The organism is Verrucomicrobium sp. BvORR106, from assembly GCF_000739655.1.
Lineage (GTDB): Bacteria > Verrucomicrobiota > Verrucomicrobiia > Verrucomicrobiales > Verrucomicrobiaceae > Verrucomicrobium.
Genome location: NZ_BATR01000104.1, coordinates 177,361 through 201,887, shown reverse-complemented (window position 1 = coordinate 201,887; position 24,527 = coordinate 177,361). Strand labels below are relative to the sequence as shown.

Annotated in this window: 26 protein-coding genes; 13 read left to right on the top strand and 13 right to left on the bottom strand. The window is 60.4% G+C overall.

The features are described 5' to 3' along the window. Positions 1-7 precede the first annotated feature (7 nt). Positions 8-751: an AraC family transcriptional regulator gene (locus BV106_RS19140; protein ID WP_038167297.1), complete on the top strand. Its 744-nt coding sequence runs from the start codon at positions 8-10 to the stop codon at positions 749-751. Between the two features lie 111 nt (positions 752-862). Here the strand turns inward: BV106_RS19140 and BV106_RS19135 are convergent, their stop codons facing one another. After that, positions 863-2,152, bottom strand: coding sequence for a DUF5690 family protein (locus tag BV106_RS19135; RefSeq protein WP_051946056.1), 1,290 nt, complete (start codon positions 2,150-2,152; stop codon positions 863-865). 76 nt (positions 2,153-2,228) lie between these two features. On the opposite strand from BV106_RS19135, the gene BV106_RS19130 reads away from it, so the two are divergent. The 5 genes from BV106_RS19130 to BV106_RS19110 all read left to right on the top strand — a co-directional run bounded on the left by BV106_RS19130 (position 2,229) and on the right by BV106_RS19110 (position 7,065). Beyond that, the gene (locus BV106_RS19130; protein WP_051946055.1) at positions 2,229-3,419 is read left to right on the top strand and encodes a TIGR03364 family FAD-dependent oxidoreductase; all 1,191 of its coding nucleotides are present in this window, start codon (positions 2,229-2,231) and stop codon (positions 3,417-3,419) included. A gap of 289 nt (positions 3,420-3,708) precedes the next feature. Continuing rightward, complete coding sequence (locus BV106_RS19125; RefSeq protein ID WP_081891936.1) at positions 3,709-4,500, top strand: alkaline phosphatase; 792 nt, start codon at positions 3,709-3,711, stop codon at positions 4,498-4,500. A gap of 90 nt (positions 4,501-4,590) precedes the next feature. Further along, on the top strand, positions 4,591-5,565 hold the full coding sequence (locus BV106_RS19120) for a 2-enoyl thioester reductase domain-containing protein (RefSeq protein ID WP_081891934.1): 975 nt from the start codon (positions 4,591-4,593) through the stop codon (positions 5,563-5,565). 181 nt (positions 5,566-5,746) lie between these two features. Continuing rightward, positions 5,747-6,004, top strand: coding sequence for a twin-arginine translocase TatA/TatE family subunit (locus BV106_RS19115; protein ID WP_038167293.1), 258 nt, complete (start codon positions 5,747-5,749; stop codon positions 6,002-6,004). A gap of 59 nt (positions 6,005-6,063) precedes the next feature. After that, positions 6,064-7,065 (top strand): endonuclease/exonuclease/phosphatase family protein, encoded by a 1,002-nt coding sequence (locus BV106_RS19110; RefSeq protein ID WP_038167236.1) that lies wholly within the window; start codon positions 6,064-6,066, stop codon positions 7,063-7,065. 277 nt (positions 7,066-7,342) lie between these two features. Here the strand turns inward: BV106_RS19110 and BV106_RS19105 are convergent, their stop codons facing one another. From BV106_RS19105 to BV106_RS38685, 7 genes are all read right to left on the bottom strand, one after another. Further along, complete coding sequence (locus BV106_RS19105) at positions 7,343-8,416, bottom strand: Gfo/Idh/MocA family oxidoreductase (RefSeq protein WP_038167235.1); 1,074 nt, start codon at positions 8,414-8,416, stop codon at positions 7,343-7,345. 103 nt (positions 8,417-8,519) lie between these two features. Further along, positions 8,520-9,776, bottom strand: a complete 1,257-nt coding sequence (locus BV106_RS19100; RefSeq protein ID WP_038167234.1) for an MFS transporter — start codon at positions 9,774-9,776, stop codon at positions 8,520-8,522. A 234-nt stretch (positions 9,777-10,010) separates the two neighbouring features. After that, positions 10,011-10,868, bottom strand: coding sequence for an AraC family transcriptional regulator (locus BV106_RS19095; protein WP_265595844.1), 858 nt, complete (start codon positions 10,866-10,868; stop codon positions 10,011-10,013). Positions 10,869-10,918: 50 nt separating this feature from the next. Next, on the bottom strand, positions 10,919-12,229 hold the full coding sequence (hisD, locus tag BV106_RS19090; protein ID WP_038167232.1) for a histidinol dehydrogenase: 1,311 nt from the start codon (positions 12,227-12,229) through the stop codon (positions 10,919-10,921). 35 nt (positions 12,230-12,264) lie between these two features. Next, positions 12,265-13,191 (bottom strand): class I SAM-dependent rRNA methyltransferase, encoded by a 927-nt coding sequence (locus BV106_RS19085; protein WP_038167231.1) that lies wholly within the window; start codon positions 13,189-13,191, stop codon positions 12,265-12,267. Beyond that, positions 13,173-13,463: a type II toxin-antitoxin system RelE/ParE family toxin gene (locus BV106_RS19080; RefSeq protein WP_038167230.1), complete on the bottom strand. Its 291-nt coding sequence runs from the start codon at positions 13,461-13,463 to the stop codon at positions 13,173-13,175. The genes BV106_RS19085 and BV106_RS19080 overlap by 19 nt, the downstream gene beginning before the upstream one ends. Beyond that, positions 13,447-13,683 carry a hypothetical protein gene (locus BV106_RS38685; protein ID WP_009961070.1) on the bottom strand — a complete coding sequence of 79 codons (237 nt, stop codon included), beginning with the start codon at positions 13,681-13,683 and terminating at the stop codon, positions 13,447-13,449. Before BV106_RS38685 ends, BV106_RS19080 begins: the two co-directional genes overlap by 17 nt. Positions 13,684-13,805: 122 nt before the next feature. On the opposite strand from BV106_RS38685, the gene BV106_RS19070 reads away from it, so the two are divergent. Continuing rightward, positions 13,806-15,761, top strand: coding sequence for a phospho-sugar mutase (locus tag BV106_RS19070; RefSeq protein WP_038167228.1), 1,956 nt, complete (start codon positions 13,806-13,808; stop codon positions 15,759-15,761). A 461-nt stretch (positions 15,762-16,222) separates the two neighbouring features. Here the strand turns inward: BV106_RS19070 and BV106_RS19065 are convergent, their stop codons facing one another. The 4 genes from BV106_RS19065 to dnaX form a co-directional block, all read right to left on the bottom strand. Then, positions 16,223-16,768 carry a hypothetical protein gene (locus BV106_RS19065; RefSeq protein ID WP_038167226.1) on the bottom strand — a complete coding sequence of 182 codons (546 nt, stop codon included), beginning with the start codon at positions 16,766-16,768 and terminating at the stop codon, positions 16,223-16,225. 45 nt (positions 16,769-16,813) lie between these two features. Continuing rightward, positions 16,814-17,221 (bottom strand): GFA family protein, encoded by a 408-nt coding sequence (locus BV106_RS39285; RefSeq protein WP_038167225.1) that lies wholly within the window; start codon positions 17,219-17,221, stop codon positions 16,814-16,816. Between the two features lie 171 nt (positions 17,222-17,392). Continuing rightward, complete coding sequence (locus BV106_RS19055) at positions 17,393-17,707, bottom strand: YbaB/EbfC family nucleoid-associated protein (RefSeq protein WP_038167224.1); 315 nt, start codon at positions 17,705-17,707, stop codon at positions 17,393-17,395. Positions 17,708-17,766: 59 nt separating this feature from the next. Continuing rightward, positions 17,767-19,824 (bottom strand): DNA polymerase III subunit gamma/tau, encoded by a 2,058-nt coding sequence (gene dnaX / locus BV106_RS19050; protein WP_265595843.1) that lies wholly within the window; start codon positions 19,822-19,824, stop codon positions 17,767-17,769. 347 nt (positions 19,825-20,171) lie between these two features. Between dnaX and BV106_RS38680 the strand changes: the two genes are divergently transcribed. From BV106_RS38680 to BV106_RS19020, 6 genes are all read left to right on the top strand, one after another. Continuing rightward, entirely contained in the window at positions 20,172-20,516 is a 345-nt protein-coding gene (locus BV106_RS38680; RefSeq protein ID WP_265595842.1) for a hypothetical protein, read from the top strand. Positions 20,517-20,527: 11 nt separating this feature from the next. Next, complete coding sequence (gene glp / locus BV106_RS19040) at positions 20,528-21,745, top strand: gephyrin-like molybdotransferase Glp (protein WP_051946053.1); 1,218 nt, start codon at positions 20,528-20,530, stop codon at positions 21,743-21,745. A 34-nt stretch (positions 21,746-21,779) separates the two neighbouring features. After that, positions 21,780-22,208 carry a hypothetical protein gene (locus tag BV106_RS19035; RefSeq protein ID WP_038167222.1) on the top strand — a complete coding sequence of 143 codons (429 nt, stop codon included), beginning with the start codon at positions 21,780-21,782 and terminating at the stop codon, positions 22,206-22,208. A gap of 86 nt (positions 22,209-22,294) precedes the next feature. Further along, the gene (locus tag BV106_RS19030; protein ID WP_038167221.1) at positions 22,295-22,636 is read left to right on the top strand and encodes a DUF6717 family protein; all 342 of its coding nucleotides are present in this window, start codon (positions 22,295-22,297) and stop codon (positions 22,634-22,636) included. Between the two features lie 3 nt (positions 22,637-22,639). Beyond that, positions 22,640-23,197 carry a hypothetical protein gene (locus BV106_RS19025; protein WP_038167220.1) on the top strand — a complete coding sequence of 186 codons (558 nt, stop codon included), beginning with the start codon at positions 22,640-22,642 and terminating at the stop codon, positions 23,195-23,197. 70 nt (positions 23,198-23,267) lie between these two features. After that, a complete protein-coding gene (locus BV106_RS19020; protein WP_265595841.1) occupies positions 23,268-23,864 on the top strand; it encodes a hypothetical protein in 597 nt (198 codons plus the stop codon). Here BV106_RS19020 and BV106_RS19015 read toward each other — a convergent pair. Continuing rightward, complete coding sequence (locus BV106_RS19015; RefSeq protein ID WP_038167218.1) at positions 23,814-24,524, bottom strand: SDR family NAD(P)-dependent oxidoreductase; 711 nt, start codon at positions 24,522-24,524, stop codon at positions 23,814-23,816. The two genes, BV106_RS19020 and BV106_RS19015, sit on opposite strands and share 51 nt — an antisense overlap. Between the last annotated feature and the right edge of the window lie 3 nt (positions 24,525-24,527).

Below are 24,527 nucleotides of genomic sequence, written 5' to 3'. Positions count from 1 at the left end.
TTGCCCTGTGAAAAGTCCCGACTCCCTTCGTGATTCCGTCTTTGAAGCAGCACCCGCTCTCGTCGTCGCCGAGAAGCTCTTCGAGGGCATGGAGGACGCCGTCTTTTGCGTCAAAAATCGCAACCGGGAATACATCGCCGTGAATCGCGCCCTGGTGCGCCGCGTAGGAGCCGCCGGGAAGTCAGCCCTGCTCGGGCGCACCGCCCGGGAACTGTTCCCTTCCCTCCTCGCGGCTGGCTATGAGCAACAGGATGATCTCGTCCTCAGGACCGGCCAGGAGATTCACGACCGGCTGGAAATGGTGACCAATCCCGATGGCAGTCCCGGCTGGTACCTCGCCCAGAAAGTGCCGGTGCACGATGCCAAAGGACGCGTGATCGCCCTGGCGGGCATCTCGCGCGATCTGCGATCCCCCGCTGACAGCGATCCCAGACTGGGCGTCATCGGTGCGATCATCGAGCGCATACAGCGGGACTACGCGGAGCCCCTTCGGATCGATGATCTGGCCCAGAGTGTGAAGATGTCCCTCAGCCAGCTGGAACGCCGCATGCAGGCCGTGCTTAATCTCTCCCCCCGGCAGTTCCTCACCAAAACAAGGATCGATGCCGCCGCCGCCATGTTGCGCGAGACCACTTCCGCCATGGGCACCATCGCCACCGAGTGCGGCTTCTATGATCAGGCCATGTTTTGCCGTCAGTTCCGGGCGTCCACCGGATTGACGCCAGGCCAGTACCGCGAGGCAAGGCTCTGAACCCACATCATATGCGACAGAAGGTTGCAAGACCAAAGCTCGTTCCTCTGAAAACACGGTTCATGCAATAACCAACAACACCACGAACAGGCGTTTGGCATCGGTTTTACGTCAGTGCGCCCTCGTATCGGACTTCTTCAAGAAGTACCAAGCTCCTGACGCCGTCAGTACAGCCACCAGAACCGCCTGCACATAGCTGCCTTCCACCAGCAGCATGGACCAAGGGACCCGCCATTCTTTCACAAACCGGCTCAGATAGACAGTCACCGTGCTGAGATAGCCAAAGGCATCTCCAAGACTGATCAGAAATGCGGCCGTGCCGGCCTGCCTCAAGACCCCGAGCAACCGGTCATACATCAGACTTTGAAAGGGCACAAAGGCCAGGTAAGTGCCGAATCCCGTGGCCACCAGCCAGGCCTGCGGCGGCAGGCTTCCCCGCTGAAACAACCAGGTGCCCAGTGCCGCGATCACCGGACCCAGAATGATGAGCCCGGCATTGGCCACCAGTGCTTTTCGATTGTCCTTCACCCATCGCAACCACACCAGAGAGACGACCACCAAGGAACCCACGATAGTCTCCAATCCAGAAAACACCCCCGGATCGCCCCGATATCCCTGCTCCTTCAACACCTCCACCATGAACGAGTCCCGCACATCGCGATAGGTCATGAGGCACAGGTATGCCCCGGTGAAAAGCACGACTCCCGGCCACCACTTCCGCAAAAAGGCATGCCGCGCTGCCTTGTCCATCGGCATGCGGACCATGCGCGCCGCCTGATCCGCAGCATCCGGTGGCGGCATCCTCCCGAGCACCCCCAAGGCCAGCAGCAACAGCGGTGCGAACATCAACCCGGTGACCAGCGGCATCCAAAATTCCGGCACGCCAAACCGCATCAACCACCCGCCGGCGCTTTTCACCCAGCCGGAAGCGAAGATCACACTCAAGCTCATGCCCAGGCCGAGAAACTCCGTCACCCGTCGTCCCTCCAGAAAGCCAAAAACCAATCCCCAGATCATTCCCAAAGGCAGTCCATTGATAAAGAGCCCTGCCACATTCCATGGTGCAGGAATCACCGCGAACAGAAGCAGACCGAACCCTGCGATTCCAATGAGCCCCAGAATCAGCCCCACCCGCCGGGCCGCCGGCGTTTCCGACACCACCTTGATGCCCACGAATTTGGACATCATGTAACCCAGGATCTGCACGGCCACCGCCACGCTCTTGTAGTCAGCCCCCCACAACGTCAGCCCTTCATACGTCCCCACCGTGAATGGCCGGCGAAACGCATACATGCAGGTGTAGGTGATAAACGCCGCTGCAGCCGCAGACAGCGTGACCAGACCTGCGGGTGGCCCCGGCCTGCTCTCCCCTTTTTGCCTGTCTCGCTGGCGATGTTGCATGTTGCTCCATCCTCACCCCGCCCGGAACATGATGCACCGGGCACTTTCACCTTCAGCCAGCGCAATTTCGCCAGTCATGCAAAACATCAGATCAGAAAGGGTTGTCATCATCGGAGGCGGCATCATCGGTCTCGCCCACGCCCTCACCGCTATCGAAGCAGGATGCAAGGTCACCATTGTCGAGAGAAACAGCCGCCCCCTCGGCGCCTCAGTCCGCAACTTCGGCACCATTTGGCCCATAGGACTCGCTTTCGGTTCCGAGCGCAACCAGGGCCTGCGTGGCGTGCAACGCTGGCAGGAGATCTCCCAGGCCGCAGGCTTCCATGCTGAAAGCTGTGGATCCCTCAGCCTCGCCTACCGGGATGAGGCCTGGAATGTGCTCCAGGAATTTGCCGCCCTCCCGGAGGCCGCCCTTGAAGGATTTGAGCTGCTCTCTCCCGGCGAGACGCTCAAGCGTCATCCTTTGTCGAATCCCAACGGGCTCAAGGGCGCCCTCTTCAGCCCCCATGAGCTCTGCATCCAGCCCGCCAGTGCCCTCACCGCCCTGTCCGCCCACCTCGCCAGCATCGGAGTCAGTTTCCTGAACCGCGCCTGCGCCATCAAAGTCCACGACGATGCCGTGGAACTTTCCGATGGCCGCATCCTGCCCTTTGATCGTTGCGTGATCGCCGCAGGCGACGAAATGCAGATCCTGTTTCCCGCCGAACTGGCCACCGCCCAGGTCCGTCGCTGTCAGTTGCAGATGATGCGCACCAGCCCCCTGGAACAGCGTTTGGGAGCCATCATGGTGAGCGACCTGACGCTCGCCCACTATCCGGCCTTCCAGCGGTGTCCTTCCATCACGGCCCTGCAGTCCGTATTGCATGATACGATGGCCGACTACCACCAATGGGGCGTGCACGTCATCGCCGCCCAACACTCAGACGGCACGCTCACGCTGGGCGACTCCCACGAATACGGCCAGGACTTCACCCCAGATATCTGGAGCCACGTGGAAGAACTTGTCCTGCAGAACCTCTCAACCTTCACCCGCCTGCCCGTCTGCCACATCGAGTCCCGGTGGCATGGCGTCTACCTGAAAAGCACCATCGGGGAGACTCAGGTCGTTCTTCACCCGCGGGATCGTGTCACCATGGTCACCGCCATGGGCGGCCTTGGCATGACCCTCTCCTGGGGCTTGGCAGAACAGACCATCTCCAGTTGGACCTCACCCTCTCTTTCCCCACCTCCCCCAGACGCCCACAACCTCCTGCTCGCCGAGCCATGACCACCACCATCTCTGAATAACTCACCCGCCTCCGGCCAATTCCTTTCAGGCACAAAAACTCCCGTAATTTCATGAAACTCCTATCTTTTGCTGTCACCCTCCTCGCCACCCTTGCCCCCCTCATAGGTTCTCCTCCTGCAGCCAGTCCTGCGACTGTGGCGTCGGCATTTGGAGGACGGCATGTTTTGCTCATCGGCATCGACGGGCTTCGCTCAGACGCCCTTCAGCAAGCGATCTCCAGTGGCTCAGCCCCCCACCTCAAGTCGCTGGTTGAGGGCGGCACCGTCTCATGGAACGCCTACGCTGGCGGGAAATGGATACCGACACCCAGCAACCCACCATCAGCGGCCCAGGCTGGGCCAGCATCTTCACGGGTGTGTGGATAGACCGCCATCAAGTGGATGGCAATGCCACCCCGCCCGTCAATCAGGCCAACGTCAGAGGCTCCTACATGGTGGACCAGGCTCCCCACTTCGCACGCAGGCTCAAGTCCGCCGTTCCCGCAGCCAGCGTCGCGTCGTTCGCCGCCTGGGACTGGATTGAAACCTACCTCGTTGACGCGCAGCCCGAAGCTTTTGACGCCCATGACCGCGGCGTCGGCATCAAGTACCCCGACCGGGATCTCAACACCCAATCCAAGACCCTCGGGTACTTGGAAACAAAATCACCGGATGTCCTCATCGTACACTTTGACCAGGTAGACGGTGCCGGACACGCCACTGGATTTGGCACCGACAATCCCATCTACATGGAGGCCATCCAGAAGGTGGACAGCCATGTGGGAGAGGTTCTGAGCGCCGTCCGCCACCGCCCCGGGGCCGAGAAGGAAAAGTGGCTCGTTCTCGTCACCACCGATCACGGCGGCACTGGCAGAAAACACGGCGGCCAGTCTTTGGAGGAACGCACCATTCCCCTCATCGCCAACGGCCCCGGCGTCCCAGAGAGCCAGGTCATCAACACTCCTTTTGGCCACACCATCATTGCCCCCACCATCTTCCGCTATTTGAACGTCCCTGTGGACGCCTCGTGGGGTTGGAACGCTGCGGTGTTTGCCTTGGGTGAAGCGGTCGTCGCTAGGTAGAGGGACAGCCCCTGGCGTACTTGTTTCCTGCCCTTCATTTCCCCCTTCCCGCCGTTTCCTTTATTGCCTTCGCACGGTATCATCTCCGCCATGCGACTTTGTTTTCACGAATCTGGCAAGCCCACCGAAGTCCTGCGCCTGGAGGAATTCGCCCCACCCACCCCCCAGCGTCACGAGGTTCTGGTACGCATGCTCTATGCACCCATCAACCCGGCCGACTTGAACTATGTCGAGGGCACCTATGGTCGGCAGCCCACCTTCCCCGCTGTGCCGGGCAATGAGGGTTGCGGTCGAATCGAGGCGATCGGAGACGAGGTGGAATCCCTCGCGGTGGGCGATCTGGTCATCGCACTGCATCCGTTGGGCTGCTGGTCCCAGCATGTGGTGGCAGCGGAGAACCAGTTTGCGAAGCTCCCCGAGGACATCGATCTGGCCCAGGCCTCCATGCTACGGGTCAATCCCACCACCGCATGGCAGATGATCCACAACTTTCGTGAGCTCGATCTGGGCGATTTTGTGGTGCAGAACGCTGCCAACTCCGGCGTGGGCACTGCGGTCATTCAGATTGCCCGGCACCTCGGGCTGAAGACCGTGAACTTCGTCCGGCGGCCCGAACTGGTGGCCGAACTCACCGAACTGGGTGGTGATGTGGTGGTTCTCGACAACGAAACCGGGGTCGCCCAGGCCCAAGCCTTGGTGGGACCGCATCCTCTCCGCCTAGCCCTGAACGCGGTGGGCGGCGACAGCGCGCTGCGGTTGATGGAGATTCTCGCTCCCAGGGGAACCCTGGTCACCTATGGTGCCATGAGCCGCCGGAGCCTGAAAATTCCCAACAAATATCTCATTTTCAAAGACTTGGAGATTCGCGGTTACTGGCTCAGTCGCTGGCTCGACGAAGCCCCGCACCACGAGATCCGTACCGTCTTGCAACCACTGGCCGATCTGATGCGCAAAGGCGTCATCAAGCTCCCCGTGGACACCATCTACCCCGTGACCGACTTCCAGCAGGCGATCACTCACGCTCTGGAAGGCGGGCGGAACGGGAAAATCATCCTCAAATTCTGACAAACACCTCCACTAGGAAAGCGCCTTATTCAGAGTACGCCCGCGATGGTTCAACCAAGTTTTGGCCCGCAGGTCAAAGCAACCGAAGGCCCTGATGGTTGCGGATTCCCGCACAATGAAGGGCTGTTCACCTCTGAAAGTTCCCATTGCAGCACCACGTTTCTCCCCTATGTTAAATCTAATGAGCAGTCCCTTCCTCGCAATTGGCCCCCTCGGCACCTGGGAGATGGTTATTATCGCCGTCTTGGTTCTCGTGCTTTTCGGCGCCAAGAAACTTCCTACGTTTGCCCGCAGCCTCGGCAAGAGCATGGGTGAATTCAAGAAGGCGCGCGAAGAGTTCGAACACGAACTTACCCGCGCCCAAGACGACGTCGTCAATTCTCCCTCTCCAACCAAGGAACCTGAACAGAAGCGAATTCCGACAACGACGGAAGTCTGAGTCCTCGTTCGCTGAAGTTTACTTGCCATTCATCACCGCTTCATGTTGCCTCGCGCAGCATGAAGCGGTTTTCTTTTGGGGCAGGATGGAGCTGGATCTGGTTGCTGTTGTTGTCGGTGGTGCCGACAGTGATGCCAGCCCAGTCCGCCGCCTCATCGGCAGACGAGAAGAACCGCATCGTCACCTTCTGCGCCTACAACCTGCGCAACTACCTCAAGATGCCCCGCTCCGTGGATGGCATCATCCAGGAGACCGCTCCCAAGCCGGAAAAAGAGGTTACCGCCCTCGTCGAGATCCTGGCCGCGATTCAGCCGGATATCCTCGGAGTCTGCGAAATCGGCGACGCCGAAGATTTGGCAGACCTGCAGACCCGCCTGAAGGCACGTGACATCGATCTCCCCCACTCCGAGATGGGCCACGGTGGTGACCCGACACGCAGACTCGCTCTGCTCAGCCGGTTTCCTATCACCTCACGGAACTCGCAATCCGACCTGAAGTACCGCATCGGGGACGTGATCCTGCCCATGCAGCGGGGCATTCTGGACGCCACCGTCGCCCTGAGGCCGAACTTCGAGGTGCGATTCCTGGGAGTCCACTTCAAGTCCCAGCGGGAGGTCCCCGGCATGGATCAGAAACTGATGCGCCGGAACGAGGCCCACCTCCTGCGTCGGCATATCGAGTCCGTCCTGACTGCGGAACCCGCCACCCGGCTCCTCGCCTACGGCGACTTCAACGAGAGCAAACACGAGGCAGCTCTGGTTGAAATCGAAGGCGTTCCCGGCACCGACGTCTCCATGATGGATATCCGGCTTCGCGATTCACGAGGAGAAACGTGGACCCACTTCTGGGATGCCGCCGATCACTACTCGCGACTGGACTACTGCTTCGTCAATCGGGCGCTTCAGAGCGACATCAAGAAGCCGGAGTCATTCGTGTATGATCCGCCGCACTTCTACGACGCCAGCGACCACCGCCCGCTCGTGATCAAGATTGATCGAGGAGCGGCGCCGGCCCGCTCGCGAAAGAAAACCAAAGCGGAGCCGAGCCAGGAGCAACGGTAGAAGAACCGTCTCGGCCCTTGATTCGCTTTCACCCAGCTGCCTCTAAAGAGCCGGGACCGCTCTTCCACCTTCCTTGCACCGACTTCAGTGATTGTGGAAGGACCATCCCGGTTCTTGTTCCTCGCCTCATCCAGCCGGACTCCTATGCCGAAGGCATCAAAGATGGAGCCAGGGGTCAGGCGAGTTCAACGAGCCTTACCCCTGGTTGGCAGGTAGAGGAAACTGCATCCTGAAGGGATGCCAGAATGTTTGCCTCTGCGCCCTCTCCCCAACCCCACTACTCCCCTACCAAAGCCAGCGTCCGCTTCTGCTGTGCACTCAGATACGCCGTATCCACGATCTGCTGGCCGATGCGGGAGATCTCCAGCGTCAGCGGCCCGATCAGAGGCGCACCCGTCTCCAGATGATGGAGCACGTGTTCAATGGGGTTGCGATTCGGAGACGTCAGCTCATCGATCGGCACGGCATACCCTTCCGGACGTTCCCGGGTCTGGACGAAGAGCGTAGGTTCGTAGTCATAACACGAGATGGTTCCCTCTGAACCTTTGAGGACAAAGCCACACTTGGGCTGAGGCTGGTGGGTCCATGGATCCGTGAACGTCCCCCACCGGGTCTCTGTCTTGCTCAATCCTGTGGCATACCGGATCACCGCCACTGCGTGCTCGTCCACCTCCAGTCCCGGCGTCTCATCCCAGGTGCAGGTCACCTCGATCGGTTTTCGACCACTCAGATGCCAAGTACCGAGGGTGGTGCCATAGCCCATGTAGTCCAGCAGGGATCCCCCGCCCAATGACTTGCTGTAGAACCAGCTGGCAGCCTTTTCCTCAGCAGTTGGCTCCTTGTCGATCTTGTCCGCACCGTGATAAAGCGGTCCGCGGTTGCCACCATGGTGGTGAAACTCCCGCACCTCACCGATCAGCCCCTCCTGGGCCAAACGATGGGCCGTCTGCTGGCCCGCGTACCACACCAGCGGCCAGTTCACGATCAGCTCCTTGCCAGTCGCCTCCATCGCTTTCGCCATGATATCCGCCTCTGCCAGCGTTCCGGCATAGGGCTTCTCCATGATGATGTGCGCCCCATAGGGCGCCACCTTCTCCACCCACTCGCCATGACACGACGCCGCCGGGCAAAGGATCACCACGTCCGGCCGGGTCTGTTCCAGACAAGCGCGATAGTCGGTGAAAACCTGGCCCTCACTCAGACCAAACTTCTGGGCGGCGTCCACCATCCGTTCAGGCTGCTCGTCACTGATCGCCACGATCTCTGCCGCCGGGTGCTCATGCACCATGCGCAGCAAGTCGCCCATGTGGAAGTGATCAAAGTTGATGCCAGCAATGCGCCAAGTTTTCATGAGTAGGAGGGAGTGCGGAGAGGTTCCTGAAAAAGAGCAGGCCGTCCTGCAGGTGAACACAGGACGGCCGCGGAGATGAGTATTCTATCGGAATTCCTGGAGCTTAGTGGCTCACATTGCCATCCGGCTGGACGTTCTTCGGCGGATGGAATGCCACCAGCAGAAGCAGCATGGCCAGGACACCCAATCCCGTCGGCACCAAGAACAGGCTCTTGTAATCTGTGACGCCCTCAGCGTTGGTGAGGGACTTGGCCAGCGGCAGGAAGGTCCACTTGGCGGCAAGGTCGCCCAAGCCAAGAATGAGAAGGTTGAACCAGCCTTGAGCGCTGGATCGCACGTCCTTTGGAAAGATGGCATCCACAAAGATGTACACGGTGGCGAAGAAGAAGGCGTAGCAAATGCCATGCAGGAGCTGCACCACAATGATGAGGGTCTGGCTCTGTGGGAAGTAAGCGTAGACGGCAAATCGAACGACGTGACCAGCGATACCGATGAGCAGGGTTTTCCGCCAGCCGAGCTTCTTGAGCGCGAGACCGAGCACCGCCATGGTCAGGATCTCCGCCACCTGGCCGAGGCTCATGATGGGCATGATCCACTCTTTCTTGAATCCCACCTTGGTCTCCAGGAATCCACCCGTGACGAGGAAATAGCCATTGTGGATGGTGGAGTCGATGAAAGTCACGACGAAGAGCACCAGAATGCAGGGGATCATCAGGCTCTTGCCCGCCTTGAGCCAGGCCAGACCGCTTTCTCCCGTCGCAGGCTTCGGAGGTGTGTGAGGCAGAGTGAGGCTGAAAGCCGCGAGCACGAGAGAGGCACCGCCTGAGATGAGGAAGATGTTGCGAGTCGCATTCATCGCCTCCACCCCTTCTTTGCCCTGCAATACGAAGTAGAGCGGCCATGCTGCCAAAATCCAGCCAATCGTGCCGCCCATACGGACCAACCCGAACTCCCGCGTTGCGTTCGACATGTTCGCAAAGGCCAGGGAATTTGCGACGGAGATGGTCGGCACGTAGAGAATGGAGTGGATGAGCATGAGCACGAAGAACAGCTCAAAGCTCTTTACCCAATAGAGAGAAAGAATGGCGAGGCCGCCGACCAAATGGCTGAAGGCCATGAAGCGCTCTGCGGCGAACTTGCGATCCGCAAACTGGTTGCTGAAGAAGATGGCGAGGATGGATGAAATGGCGAAGGCACTGCCGATCCACACCTGCTGGATGTCTGTGAAGCCAAGTCCCCCCTTGTCCACCGCCCCTCCCATGTAGCCCCAGATCAACGGCAGCCACGCCCCCCAGATGAAGAACTCCAGGATCATCATGGTAAACAACTTGGCGAAGGGAGATCGAGATGGACTGCTCATGAGCGGATGTTGAGGATGAAACTGGCGCGGATTATGAAGGCAACACTACGGGTTGGGAACAGAAATATTCGCCGTTGGAACCGGAGAATTTGCGTCCCACACGACCGAAAAAGGTCATGTTTGGCCGAAGTACATGGACCTTATGTCATGAGCAACGCCCGCGTTGCTCCACATCTCATTTCCATCGCTAAATGACAGAAAAAGGTCAGGACCCTGCCCTGTGTTTTCACCGGATCAGGAACCGCCGAGACGCTTCCTGAACTCGCTCGGCGTGACACCCTTCCACTTCAAGAACAGGCGGTTGAAGTGCGCCAGGTTTCTGAATCCGCAGTCGGCCGCCACATCCACGACCCGCAGATCCGTAGTGGAGAGCAGTCGCGCTGCCCGGCCGAGACGCAGTTCATTGAGGTACGCAGGGAAAGTCCTACCAGTGCGGCTGCGGAAGAACCGGCTGAAGGCACCTGGACTCAATGCGGCGATGGCCGCCACTTGATCGCGGTTGATCGGCTCGCAGAGGTGCTTGTGAATGAACTGCATCACCCGGTCCACCCGGGCCTGATCCCCCAGGCCCAACTGCGGGGCAAATCCCGGTGAGCTCAGGAAGGCCACGCCGGGAGAATGCGCCAGATCGTCCAGAATGCTCAGCAACTCGGCCAGACGCCGCAACGGCCCCAGCTCGACCATGGCACTCATGCGTTCGGCCACGCGATCTCGTACGTCGCCCGTGATATGGAGACCGCGCCGCGCTTTGTCCATGAGCTGCCGGACCGGCTCAAAGTCGCCACGGGCCGTGAATTCCCGACCGAGAAAATCCGCCACGAACTGCACCACCACCGCCTCCAGTTCGCCCGCAGTGTTGTCCTGATGCCACAGGTGCGGGAGGTTGGAGCCCACCAGCACCAGATCGCCCGCTGAGAGATTGGTGATGTTATCCCCCACGATGCGATACCCCTGGCTCTTCTTCACCAGCACGAGTTCCAGCTCTGGATGAAAATGCCATGGCGTTCCATAGCTGGAGCCAGCAAGATGCTCACAGAAGATGGGATCTTCCGGGCGGCGGGGGATGTGTTCACGGATCGGCAGCGTGTGCACGGCATGCCACGTCTCGCATGCCTGCCCCACGCCGCAAGAAGAAACTCGTCTTATGCAGGGAGAGTCCTCTCAACTATTCGCCGCGCACGCCTCACGCTCAGACCGTGGGCGTCGAGCCCCTCGATCTCGCTAAACACCCGCACGATGGGTTCGGACTTGGCGCAGGCTTCCTTGCTCAGCCGCACGATGCTGGTGCGCTTCTGGAACATGTCCACCGTGAGCCCCGGGAAGCTCTTGCCTGCACCACCCGTAGGCAGAGTGTGGCTCGGGCCGCCCAGGAAATCGCCCACCGCCACCGGAGAGTAGTTTCCAAGGAAGATGGCCCCGGCGGTGCGAATGAGCGGCAGAATGTCCTGCTCGCGGGACGTGATGAGGCTCAAGTGCTCCGGAGCATAGTTGTTCACGATCTCCGCACCTTCCTCCAGGGTCGGCACCAGCATGAGGAAGCACTCCTTGTCCAGCACCGAGCGCACCATCTCCTGGCGCGTCAACTTCTGGCCCTGCGTTTCCACTTGGCTCACCACGGCATTAAGGAGCGTCTCGTCATCGGTGAGGAACGCCACGCCGCTGTCCTTCCCGTGCTCCGCCTGCGCCAGCAGATCGGCAGCGATGAAGGCAGGATTGGCACTGCTGTCAGCCAGCACCATCACTTCACTAGGGCCTGGAAGCAGGTCCACGGAAACAACGCCGAACACCTGCCGCTTGGCCTCGACCACATAGCTGTTGCCAGGGCCGAAAATCTTGGTCACCGGCTTGATCGTCTCCGTGCCAAACGCCATGGCGGCGATGGCCTGGGAGCCCCCCACGCGATAGATCTCGGTCGCACCTGCTAGACTCAACGCAGCCAGGAGGTTGGCGTTGACTTTGCCGTCCTTGCCACAAGGTGAGCAAACCACGATCTCCGGCACGCCTGCCGCTGCAGCAATCGCTACCGTCATGATGGCGGTGCTCACCAGAGGCGCCGTGCCCCCGGGCACATAGACCCCCACCCGCTCGAAGGGGTGATACACCTCTCCCACCTCGGCCCCCTGTTCATTGATCATGGACCAGTCTTTGCGCAGGCTCTGTTGGGCAAACGTGGTGACATTCCGGCGGGAGGCATCGAGGGCCGCACGCACTTTCGGCGTCAGACTGGCCACGGCGGCAGCCACTTCTTCCGGTGAGACCACGAGTTGCTCGGCGGTCAGGCTGGCTCCATCAAATTTCTGGGTCAGCTCCAGGAGGGCCTTGTCCCCGTTCTGTCGGATGTCGCCAATGACGGCCGCCACCACGTCCCGGACCCGGTCAGAAGCCTCGGCCTGGCGGTTCAGTCGGATCAGGGCGTCAGCGTAGGCGGAGTCAGTATAACGGAGGATTCTCATGGAAAGCTGTCTTGGCTGGGGTTTGACCAGGGCGCTCAGGTTACATCCAGCCAGAATGATTTCAAATACGCGTCACCCGTAAAATCGGCCGGCATGGAGGCACTCTGGAACTTACTCAATCGGCGTCGGGCCTGGGCCACCCCGCTGCGCACCTGCTCCTCCATCTCAAACGAGGACACCTTGCGCGTGTTCGCACAGCAGAGCATCCACCCGCCGGGCTCCAGTACCTGGGTGGCCAACTTCACCAGTTCCGCGTAGTCCTCCTCCACCCGAAAGACCTTTTTGACCTGCCCCCGAGAGAAAGTGGGCGGGTCCAGAATGACGCCCTGCCACTTCCGGCCCTTCTTGGCGAAGGCCTGCAGCCAGTCAAAGGCGTCCCCTTTGACGAAATAATGCCCCGCAGGATCCATCCCGTTGAGCTGCAAGTTCCGCTTCCCCCAGTCGAGGTAGGTCGGGCTGAGGTCCACACTCGTAGCGATCCCGCCGCCCGCGGCCGCCGCCACAGAGAAAGCGCAGGTGTAGGCAAAGAGATTCAGCACGCGCTGACTGCCCGGCTCTGTCTGGGCCAACCTCTCCTTGATGGCCTGACGATTGTCCCGCTGATCCAGGAAGATCCCCTGAGAATAGCCACTGGTGAAGCTGATCTCGTACTTCACTCCGTTCTCCAGCACGGTAAACGGCTCCTCCACCTTCTCCCCCCACAGCCAAGTCGGAGACTCCTTGTCCCGCTGGTCCAGCCGCTTCCAGTAGATAGATCTCACCCCCGGAAAGGCCTTCACCAGTGGACGCACGTCCGTGGGCTGATGCCGCTGGGTCTGAAGCAGCAGACGTCCGTCAAACCACTCCGCCCACAGGTCCGGGAATCCATCCCCTTCCGCGTCGAGCAGTCGGTAGCAGGTGGTGTCTGGGGTGATGATCGATTGTCGGCGATTCCACGCGACGTTTAGTTTTCCTTCTTCCATGCGTCAGGGTGTCGATACAAGTGCAGCACGGCAAAGACGAGAACGGTGTCTTCCCCGAGCTTGTAATAGACACCGTAAGGAAAGCGGTTCACCAAGAAACGACGAACTCCTTTCGCCATTTCCCTCCATGCGGTTGGGTGGGTCACTATTTGCTGGTATGCGGCCTGAATCTCATTCAGGAAGTCATCCCCCAGCCCGGATACCTCCCTCTCATAGAAAGAAGCAGCCTCAAAAACATCTCGACTGGCCCGGGAATCAACGCGCAACTGCATGCAATTTCTCGCGCACTGATTGCAACGATTCAAATCCATCTTCCATGATGGCTTCGCCACGAAGGAAGTCCTGATATCGCATCTCTACCGTGACCACCTGTTCTACTTCCAGCGGGGACAAAATTCTTTCATCTCCGCAGCTAAGGAGGGCGTCAATAACCAAAGATCGCTCTTCAGGCGAAAGATGCCTAACCTCCTCAATGATCGTAGCGGCGTCCATGTCGGATATGATACGTCCCGCCCCCGCCCCCTTCAACGACTTCCACCCGCAAAATTTGCAAACCTCAGGGCCAGCCCTAAGATCGGCTTTACCCCTGCCAATCCCATCGCCATACTCCCTCCATGTCGCTTGAATCCCTGCTCCAGCAAGCCGCCGATGACGGCAAACTTCTCGAATCCAGCCTCAAAAACATCCAGTCCCTCTTCGCGGGCAGCGTCAATCCCGTGTACCGCGCCAGCGTCGAAGAGCTGGCCAACGTCGGCCAGTGGACGGAGCTGAATGACCGCTTCTACGCCGCCCTCAAGTTTGGCACCGGGGGCCTCCGCGGTCGTACGATCGGCAAGATCGTCACCGCCGCAGAGCGTGGCAACGCCGCTGCCGACGCCCGACCCGAGTATGCCTGCGTGGGCACCAACTCGATGAATGAGTACAACGTCTCCCGCGCCACTCAGGGACTCGTGGCCTACGCGATCAAGTACCGCGCCAACGCCGGCCTCGCGGGCAAGCCCAAGATTGTTTTCTCCCACGACACGCGTCATTTCTCCCCGGAATTCGCCAAAGACTGCGCCAAAATCGCCACCGACCTTGGCTGCGACGTGTACCTCTTCGACGGTCCCCGCGCCACGCCGGAGATGTCCTTCTCCGTCCGTCAGCTTCGTGCCGATGCTGGCGTCATGCTCACCGCCTCCCACAACCCTGCCCATGACAACGGCTACAAGGTCAACTACGCGGACGGCGCCGGCATCGTGGAGCCTCACGCCACGGGCATCATCACGGAAGTAAACGCCATCAAGAGCGAGGCCTACACGCCCCTTCCGGAAGACCAGCGCGGCACCCTTACCATTCTGGGTGAGGAGATGGATCAGATCTATCTCAAGCGGGTGGAAGCCCTCATGCTCCAGCCCGAGCTCCTGGAGAAGGCCCGGAATCTGAAGATCGTGTACACCGCCCTCCACGGTGCGGGCGGCGTGCTCGTCCCACGGATTCTTCGCAAGCTGGGCTTCAACACCCTCACCGTGCCGGAGCAGGACATCTTCGACGGACGCTTCCCTACCGTTGCCTCCCCGAACCCGGAGAACGCCCCGACCCTGGCCATGGCAGTGGCCCTTGCGGACAAAGAGGGCGCAGACATCGTCATCGGCACGGACCCGGACTGCGACCGCATGGGCGTGGGTGTGCGTGGTCTCGATGGCAAGATGCAGCTTCTCACCGGCAACCAGATCGGCTCTCTCATCGGCTGGTATCGCATCAAGACCTTCTTTGATCTCGGCATCATCAACGACGCCAACAAGAAGAACGCCGTACTGATCAAAACCTTCGTCACCACCGATCTCCAGTCCGCCGTGGCGGAAGGCTTCGGCATCGGCGTGGTGAACACCCTGACCGGCTTCAAATACATCAGCGCCAAGCTGGAGAAATACGAGCAGGCCCTTCCTGCCGACATTCGCGCCAAGTACCGCGACATGACGGATGCGGAAACCCGTACCGCCCGTCTGGAGCACAGCAAGTTCTTCGTCTTCGGTGGTGAGGAAAGCTACGGCTACCTCGGCACCGACTCCACCCGTGACAAGGACGGCAACGGAGCGGTGGTCATGTTTGCAGAAGTGGCCGCGTACGCTGCATCACAGGGCAAGACTCTCATCGAACTGCTGGACGACATCTACGCCGAATTCGGCTATTTCCTCGAAAGCAACCACAGCAAAACCTTCGAAGGTGCGGAAGGCGCTGCCAAGATCCAGAAACTCGCCGACTCCTACGCCAACCAGCCTCCGACCGAGTTTGACGGCAGCCCGGTGATTCGCACTGTGGACTACAGCAAGGGCGGCCACCTTGATGAAGAAGGTGACACCATCCCCAAGGAGAAGATGCTCTGGGTCTTCACTGCCGACGGCCGCGCCTTTGCGGTGCGCCCGAGCGGCACGGAGCCCAAGATCAAATACTACCTCTATGGCCGCCAGCAGCCCTCCGGTGGCAAGTTCACTGCCGAAGAACTCTCCGCCGCCAAGGAGAAGGTCAGCAGCAGTCTGAAGACTCTCTGGAGCGCCATCGAGAAGGACATCGACGCCCGCCTCGCGTAGTTCTAGCCGTCAACTTGTTGATCATTTCAGGCGTTCTGCTGGCCCTGCCAGCAGGACGCCTGTTTCGTTTCACCGCTGGTCAGTGGCTTTCAGCCGGTAACGCCCCCCTCCGCTGCCGCTCCCGGACGACACGTCCAGACTACTCCCGCAGCCACACCACAGGCGTAGTCCGGTTGTGCCAACCGGCTCACGCCCCAAACGTCCCTTGATGCCCTCCCCGCTCCGCCCGCCCAACAGACCGCGGGGCCGGAGACCCCGCCTCCTTTACTCCGCAGCCAAGTCACGAGCAGCTCTTTCAGGTACAGGAGGCGGGGGTTCCCAGCCCCGCTCACGCCCCAAACGTCCCTTGATGCCCTCCCCGCTCCGCCCACCCAACAGACCGCGGGGCCGGAGACCTCGCCTCCTCTGCTCCGCAGCCATACCACCTCAAGACCTGCCCCCGGACTCAGGAGCACAATTCCCTAACCCCGCTCACGCCCCAACCGTTCCCCTTCGTCTCGACCTTGCGCTTCTGGTGCCTCCAGCTCCTCCAGGGCCTCATCATCAAGCCCGTCTTCATCATCCGCATCATCGCCCTCCACAACTTCCATCGCCTGCTCCGCCCTCCAGCTAAACCTGCCAAGCACAGCATAGAGCGCACAGGGCACCCCGATGATAAGAAAGCCCAACGTGGCATTGATGGGATGAGCGTCCCCTCTACCGCGATAGTCGGGAAGCGATTCGCGATTCCAGCCCCATTCATGGACCAGGTAAACCAGATAGGCCAAAGCGACGATCCCACAAAGTCCCCTCCCCGCCCAGGCCAAGCCCCGACCCCAGAGAGCCAGGATCAAGAGCACACAAGAGATCGTCAGCACGAGCGCGACTCCGCCCGCCACCCAGTCGCCCGCACGCAGCCCACCGTAGGCCACCAGCGAGAACAGCAACGCGCAGACGAAGGCTATTGGAGACAACACCCAGAAGATCCAGGTCGTTCCTCCAAACAGTGACCGGCCAAACTGACTCATGAGTGCATCGTACAAACCTGCGCCACGTCCGTCAACCTCTCCACGTCATCGTCGGTCCGTCAGATACTCTGGCAGCCCATCATCGAGATGGATCCAGGGCAATCGATCCTGCGTCCAGGTATGGTCCGCGGGTATGACCACTCCGGGCTCATCCAAGCTGGCCACCGTGACGGCCACGTCATCAGCACCAGGTTCAGCCTGAAAGGTAAGAGGCGTCCCACACTCGGGACAAAAGCCCCTGAACCTACTTGCCCACTCCAGCGTCTTGGGGTCACCGGATGTGAAAGCGAAGTCAGCGCTGCGGAACGATGCCCAAGTCACAAAGGCCGAGCCAGAGCTCCGTCGGCAGTCCTCGCAATGACAGTGAGTGATGTCGTGCGGGCTCCCTGCGGCTTCGTACCGGGTCTTTCCACAGAGGCATCCACCAGTGAATTTGAGTATGGGATCTTTCATACTCAAAGGTATCGCTCCGCACTGCTTGCGAGCGTGCCTCGCTGCTACCAAGCGAGTGCGCCACCTTTTCGACACCCGCGCAGGGATCAACCCCACCGGGAGTTCACCTCACTCCCCAGGTGCCTTCAGCGAAGCAACACCTGGGAGAGTGCGAATCTTACAGCATCACTATTAGAATCCCATGCCGGGAGGCAGCCCCATCCCTTGGGTCAGCTTGCCCATTTCACCGGCGGCCATTTCCTTGCTCTTGGCCAGGGCTTGCTGTACGGCGGTCAGCACCAGGGTTTCCAGCATGTCCACGTCTTCAGGATCGACGATCTCTTTGTTGATCTTGATGCCGGTAATTTCCTGCGCGCCTGTGACGGTGACCGTGACGCGGCCGCCGCCGGAGCTCACTTCCATGGTCTTGCCAGCAAGATCGTCCTGGGTCTGAGCCATCTTGGACTGCATCTGCTGCATTTGCTTCATCATCTTCTGAATGTTCATGCGGGAAAGGTGGGTGTGTGGTTGGTTGGAAAAGTGCTCTGGAGACCCGGTTGGAATGCTTACGGCTTCACCAAGGTGGCTTTGAATTTGACCAAGGCCTCCTGGATCAGCGGGTCATTATAGAAATCTTCATTAATGGCCGGTTTGGCCGCCTCGGCTTTGACTTCAGCCTTGGCCTCGGGCTTCGGTGCGGCAGCCTTCGCAGGGGCAGGCTCCGGATCGGAGAACGTGAACATGGGCTCCGCCATGGGCGGCGGTTCCATGGTGGGATCCAGGTTGATCTCCAGCATCATGGGACGCCCGATCACATCTGACATGATCTCCTCCAGTGCCTTGCGGACGGGAGCGTAGAGCAACGCATCACGATGTCCGGCCTCAGAGGTGGGCATGCCAATGCGCAACGTCTTGCCTTCACAGGACTGAAGCGCCGCCACATCCAGATAGTCCGCCTTGAGCGGGCTCTTGCTGCGGAATCGCTCTTTGATCTGATGCCACTGCTCTTCTGGAGTTGCCCCCGCGGAAGAAGGAGCGGCAGGCGGAGAAGCCGGAACCTCTGCCACGGGTGCCGGGGCGGGCGCTTCTATGACGGGCGGTGCCTCCACAGGAGCAGCCACCGGCGGTGGAGCCGCAGGAGCGATGACCGCTGCGGGTCGGTCCGACTGAGGCGGCTCATCGCGGAACAGCGGCGGCACGGGGGCCGGGGGAGCTGGTTCCTCACGGAAAAGCGGCGGAAGCGGCGCAGGTTCTGCCACAGGTGCTGGCGCGAGCGCGGGCGTCGGCGCCGAAATGGACACGGGAGCCGGTGCCGGTGTCGGCGTCGGTGCGGCAACAGGAGCCGGGCGCGGACGTTCCGCAGCCGGAGCCTCCACCACCGCTCGGGACGTCACGGGAGGAGCAGCGCGGCGGGCGATCAGATCCGGACTGGGTGCCCCACCCAGAGCCTCAATCACCTCGCTCAGGGTCACTTCGCCAAGGGTCTGCACCGCCTGAATGACGCCAATCTCCAGGTGCAGCAGCTTGTTGCTGGCCCAGCGCATGCGGGCATCCACCTCGGCAAGGCCATCCATCACCCGCAGCAGGGATTCAGCCTGCACCATGGCGGACTGTTGTCGGACCATCTCCGCCACTTCTGGCGACAGATCCTCTTCGGCGGCAGCCGGGTCCACCTGGTGAACCAACAGCGTGCGGAAGTGCTGAATGAGATCGGTCAGCAGGCGGCCAAGATCTTTGCCCGTATCCGCTTGAGAATGAAGTTCCTTCAGAGCGCCAACCGTGTCGCGGTCCAGGATTCGGGAGGCCAGGTTGGCCACCGTCTCACCCCGGGTGAACCCGAAGATGTCCAGTACATCCTGCTCCTCGATCCTCTCCCCGCAGAACGCCACGAGCTGGTCCAGCATAGACTGCGCATCGCGCATCCCGCCTTCCGCCCCCTTCGCGATGGCATAGGCCGCCTTCTCGCTCAAGGCCACCTTTTCCAGAGTGGCGATGTGCAGCAGGTGCTTGGCGATCAGTCCGGCCGGGATGCGGCGCAGGTCGAACCGCTGACAGCGGCTGATGATCGTGGGCAGGACCTTGTGAGCCTCTGTCGTGGCGAAGATGAACTTCACGTGCTCCGGCGGCTCCTCGAGCGTCTTCAACAGGGCGTTGAAGGCGGCGGTGCTCAGCATGTGCACCTCATCGATGTAGTAGATCTTGTACCGACAGCGGGTGGGGGCAAATTTCACCTCCTCACGCAGTTCGCGCACCTGCTCCACCCCGTTGTTGCTGGCACCGTCAATCTCGCGGACATCGAGGCTGATCCCCTTTTCGATCTCCACACAGACCTCGTCGTCCGGGTCAAAGTCCACCCGGGGTCCGTTGGGGCAGTTCAGCGCCTTCGCAAAGATACGAGCCGTACTGGTCTTGCCCGTTCCACGGGGCCCGACAAAGAGGTAGGCATGCGCCAAACGGTTCTGGGCGATGGCATTGCGCAACGTGCGCACGACGTGGTCCTGCCCCAGCACGTCTTCAAACGTGCGCGGCCGGTATTTGCGGGCGAAAACCTGATAACTCACCCGCCAATCGTAGCGGGGAGCCCCGCCCTTTCCACCCCGCATTTCGGCATTTTTAATTTCCAAACGAAGATGTCCGACTAGCATCCCGCCATGCTCCTTCAGAATTCCATCCTGCTCGCCCTCGGACTGGCCACCTTCGCGTGTACCAGCTGCGGCACCGTGAGCAAGTTGATGCACAAAACCAAGCAGGAAAAGCCAGCCGAAGCAGCCAAAGAGGAGCCGCCCAAGCAGGACATGGCCATCGGGCTGGTGGAGGTGGTCAATCCGGAGCAGCAGTTCGTCCTGGTCCGGACGGAATCCCGAATGACGCTCCCCCCGGCACCAAGCTCATTACCCAGCCCCAGACTGGCAACAAGGCGTCACTCATCGTCACACCGGAGTCCAAACAGAACTTCATCTCCGCAGACATCGTGGAAGGCTTCCCCAAGCGCGGGGATGTGGTGATCCTCCCGGTGGCGGGCCAGCCACCTGCCGTCGGAGCGCCCGGCACCGCTTCCGGCGCTCCTGCAGGCCCGGAGGCCATGATCCCTGGTGTCATGCCCGGGCAGGCCTCCCATGGCTCACTGCAGCCACCCGCCTTCACCCGCGATCCGTCAGGTCAGCCAGTGGCTCCCACCCCTGCGCCTGCCGTCCCCCAGTTGCCTGTCCAGCCAGTTCAGCCTGTCCAAAAGGCCCCTTCCATCAAGGTGCCAGCCGATGTCAAAGGCGGTGCCGCTGAGGGACCCACGGACGCGCTTCCGCCACCGATCAACTGAGCCACGCACTCATGCTCACTGAACAGGCCGCCTTGGAGAGGGTTCTGGCAGGCGTCACGCCCCTCCCACCCACCGCCCAACCCCTCACTTCATCCCTGCTCGGCTGTTTTGCCGGAAAGCCGGTGCATGCCAGTGTGCCTCTGCCTGGCTTCGACAACTCCTCAATGGATGGCTACGCAGTGCATGCGGCCGACACCCGATCAGACACCCCACTGGCTGTTGTCGGGGAGCAACCTGCCGGGCCTTCCCTCAATCTCACCCTTCCCTCCGGAGCGGCCATCCGCATTTTCACTGGCGCGCCTGTGCCCGCAAGGGCGGATGCCGTCATCATGCAGGAGGACGTGGACGTCCAGGCTTCTCCCTCAGGCCCCCGCATCGTCTGCCGGGAGCCCGTTGAATTGGATGAAAACATCCGCCGTGCAGGCAGCGACCTCTGCATGGGGCAGAAACTCCTTGAGGCGGGCACAGCACTGACCCCCACGGTGCTGGGGGTACTGGCATCGCAAGGCTTGCGCGAGGTTTGGGTCCATCCACCCGCCAAGGTGGCAGTGGTGACGACCGGAGATGAACTCGTACCCGCAGGACTCCCCCTTCAGCCCGGGCAGCTCTACAATTCCAACGGACTCATGCTTGAGAGCCTGGTCCGCCAGGTCAGTGCATGTGAGGTTCACAGCCAGCATCTGCCTGATGATCTGGACGCCACCACTACCGCCCTCGGTGAACTGATCGCCACCCATGATTTCCTCATCCTCTCGGGCGGTGTCTCCGTGGGGGACCACGATTGCATCAAGCCGGCGCTGCAGGCCTTGGGGCACCCGGTCGAGTTCTGGCGCGTGAAGGTGAAGCCGGGGAAGCCCCTCCTCTATGTCCAAGCCCAGCGGTCTGACGGCGGCATCTGCCACATCTTCGGGCTTCCAGGCAATCCTGTGTCGTCATTCGTGACCTTCCTGCTCTTTGTGCGACCGGCCCTGCTCAAGGCCATGGGGGCTGCGGGCAAGCACCTCAGTCTCCCTATCGTCAGCGCCACCCTCTCCAGCCCCCTTTTCAATAGCGGGGACCGCCCCCACTATGTACGCGGGTTCTATGAAAGCGGGCGGTTCACACCTCTGGGCATCCAGCAATCTCACGCCCTCTTTGGCCTCAGCCGTGCCAATGCACTGCTGCGAATGGAGGCGGACCAAGTATTGAACGAAGGAGATTTCATCGGGCAGGTGCTGCTCGTCTCTTGATTGGGATCAGACCACGTCTGACTGGGGCAACGCCATGAACTCAATCTTGATCAAAGATGCGCTGGAAAACCTTTGTCACCGACTGCTCACCGGCTATCCCAGAACTCCCCTCATTCCCCAAGCTGCCGTCCAGGCATTCCGTCAAGCCAAGTGGAATGCAGAGGCCACTCCAAGCATTGAGTTGGTCAGCGGAACTCCCACGTGGACGGATGAAGCTTACGAAGCGTTCGTGATTGCACACTTCCACTTTCGGTCGGAACGCTATCAAGATCCCTTTATCTACCGCCTCTTCCTCATCGATGGTATAAAGATTGAAGGCGTAGACTACGACCGTTGTCGTGAATCGTGGGACTATCTCCGAGTTCGCTGCCCGCGATGGCCAGGATTTCGCGAGGACCGATGCACCCCAGCGATCAAGGAGCAAATCCTCATTCTGATGCGCGACACTTACGCCGCACTCTGATCAGTCTCGGCCTGCTCTCGTCAGCGGTTGCACGAGAAACCAGTGGCCCCTCCACATTGGGTGCATGTATAGTAGCAAAAACCCCCATGAACTCCCTCTTCATCATCGCCCCGTACAAGTACGAGGGCATCTGGGTCTTTGATGACCCGCGTGTCGGCCTGACTCAAGAACCGTTCGTCAGCGGCGCGGATACCATCATTGATGTGCTCACAGCAGACATCCCGAACGCCGCCGAAGGCTTCCAGTTAGTCTTCTCACCCGATCCGTTCCCAGGTTTCCATGCCCGCTTTGCCTGGAACCGACCTGAGTATGGCGGCAACTGGTACTCCTGGCCGGAGCGGAACATGGAGGGTTGGCTCTGCCCGGCCTTGTTCAAGTACTTCGAGTCTGCTCCTCAGGAACTTTTTGTGAAGGTCTCCGCCCGTTAGGCCATGAGGAAGATCTTTATCCTGGCGGCTTTTCTCTTCTGCCTGACCTCAACGAGGGCGGAATCCCCATCGCAATTCACCAAGCGCTTTTTCCATTCTCTCTACAAATGGGAAATTCGCGGTGCCCCCGATGCCAGGGAGATCAACCAACTCTCTCCTCTCCTGGGCAAGGGACTCATCAAGATTTTCAAGAAGGCAGAATCACAGAAGGCTCGTGAACAGGCGAGCATCAAACGCAAATACAAGAACGCCCCCCATCCTCCGGTGCTGAAGAGCGCCTGGAGCAAGGAAGGCGACCTCTTTGCCTCGATTGCAGAAAGCTTCGACACTTTCGCGGTGGGTATCCCGATCCTGAAAAGCGGAACCGTCAAGGTCCCTGTCCATTTAGAGTACCTTGTCTCAAGGCCTCCTTATCGATGGACCATCGTCTTAGTCTTGGATCGGTCGGATCAAGATTGGGTCGTGTCCGATATCTTGAATCAAGACGGAGAATCCCTCAGGACGTCATTGACCAAAACAATCGCTGAAAACGAAGCCTACCTTTCCTCTCTGAATGAGTAGCGTTCAGCATCTGGAATTGGAACCTCGAAAGTTGGGTTCTTTCCGGAACCCAGTCAGCACAGCATTGATCATGGGATTGCTCGCCGCGACAGTGGGTTGTTCACCGGTGTCTATCCTCCTTCCCTCGACATTGATCGTGACTCCGGCCGTCATTGATCGTTCAAGGGAGCGCTGCGCCTTTTGCTTGCTCGAAGGAGTGTTGATACTCTTCTTGGTCGCAGTTCCGCTCGCTGCAGTGTTCGGCACCATGGATTCCAGGTGGGCTACCCCAGCTGTTTGGCACTGCGTTCCGAGCATCCAGTACTTCAACCCTGCGTTCAATGACAGTGGCATTCCCTACCAATGGCGCGCCATGATCAGCTTCACCGCCTTTACCGGCTTTTGCTACTTCCGGTTGGCTGCCCGATTGTGCCGCAAGAATTTCCGAATTGTTGCCAGCTCCTGCTTGGCCGGAACCGCCATATCAAGCGCGCTGTTCCCATTGAGCTGGTCCGCCTCATTTCCCGCTCAATGGACCCCGATTGAGGAAACCTACACCGAGTATTTCCTAAGCCACCTATTACTGGGCCTTAGTTGGGGAGCGGGCGGCATGCTCACCGCTTACGTCGCCACCAAGCTACTTCATCAGCAGACGAAGGATCAGCGCAACAACGCCCCACCGTCGTGACACGTACGCCCGCCCCTTCTTCCGATCCACCGCAGAGACAATCTGCGCGGCGGCCTTTTCCGGACTGGCCACCCAGAAGGGCTTCTCTGCCTTCATCATCGCTGTATCCACGAAGCCGGGGAGAATGTCTGTGACATACACCGGCAGTTTCGCAGCTCTGGCCCGCATGCGCAGTCCATCCAGGTAGCGCGAGGCACAGGCCTTGGAGGCGTTGTAAGCCGGTGCTTCAGGTGACCCCAACAGGGCAGCGATGGAAGTGATCCCAACGAGGTGTCCGCGCCCCTGCCGCTCGAAGTAGCGATAGGCCGCTGCCGCCATGCCTGCAAATCCTAGCGCATTCACCCGAAACGTCTCTTCCTCCAGCGCCCAGTCCAGACTGGGATTGAGATGCCCGGTGCCCGCGCTTAAGTAGATCTGGTCCACGGCGCTCTGCTGATCGAGCAGTTCGGAGAAAGCTTCCGGCGCATTCGCATCGCCCACATCCATCACTTTGATGACCACCTCAACCGGCAACTCCTCTGCAATCTGCTCCAGCAATTCCCGCCGACGGGCCAGCAGAACCAGTCGGTAGCCGCGAGATGCGAGCAAGCGTGCCAATGCGAGGCCAATGCCAGAAGAGGCACCTGCAATCACCGCCGTGCGCGGGGAGACTGTGTTCATGAG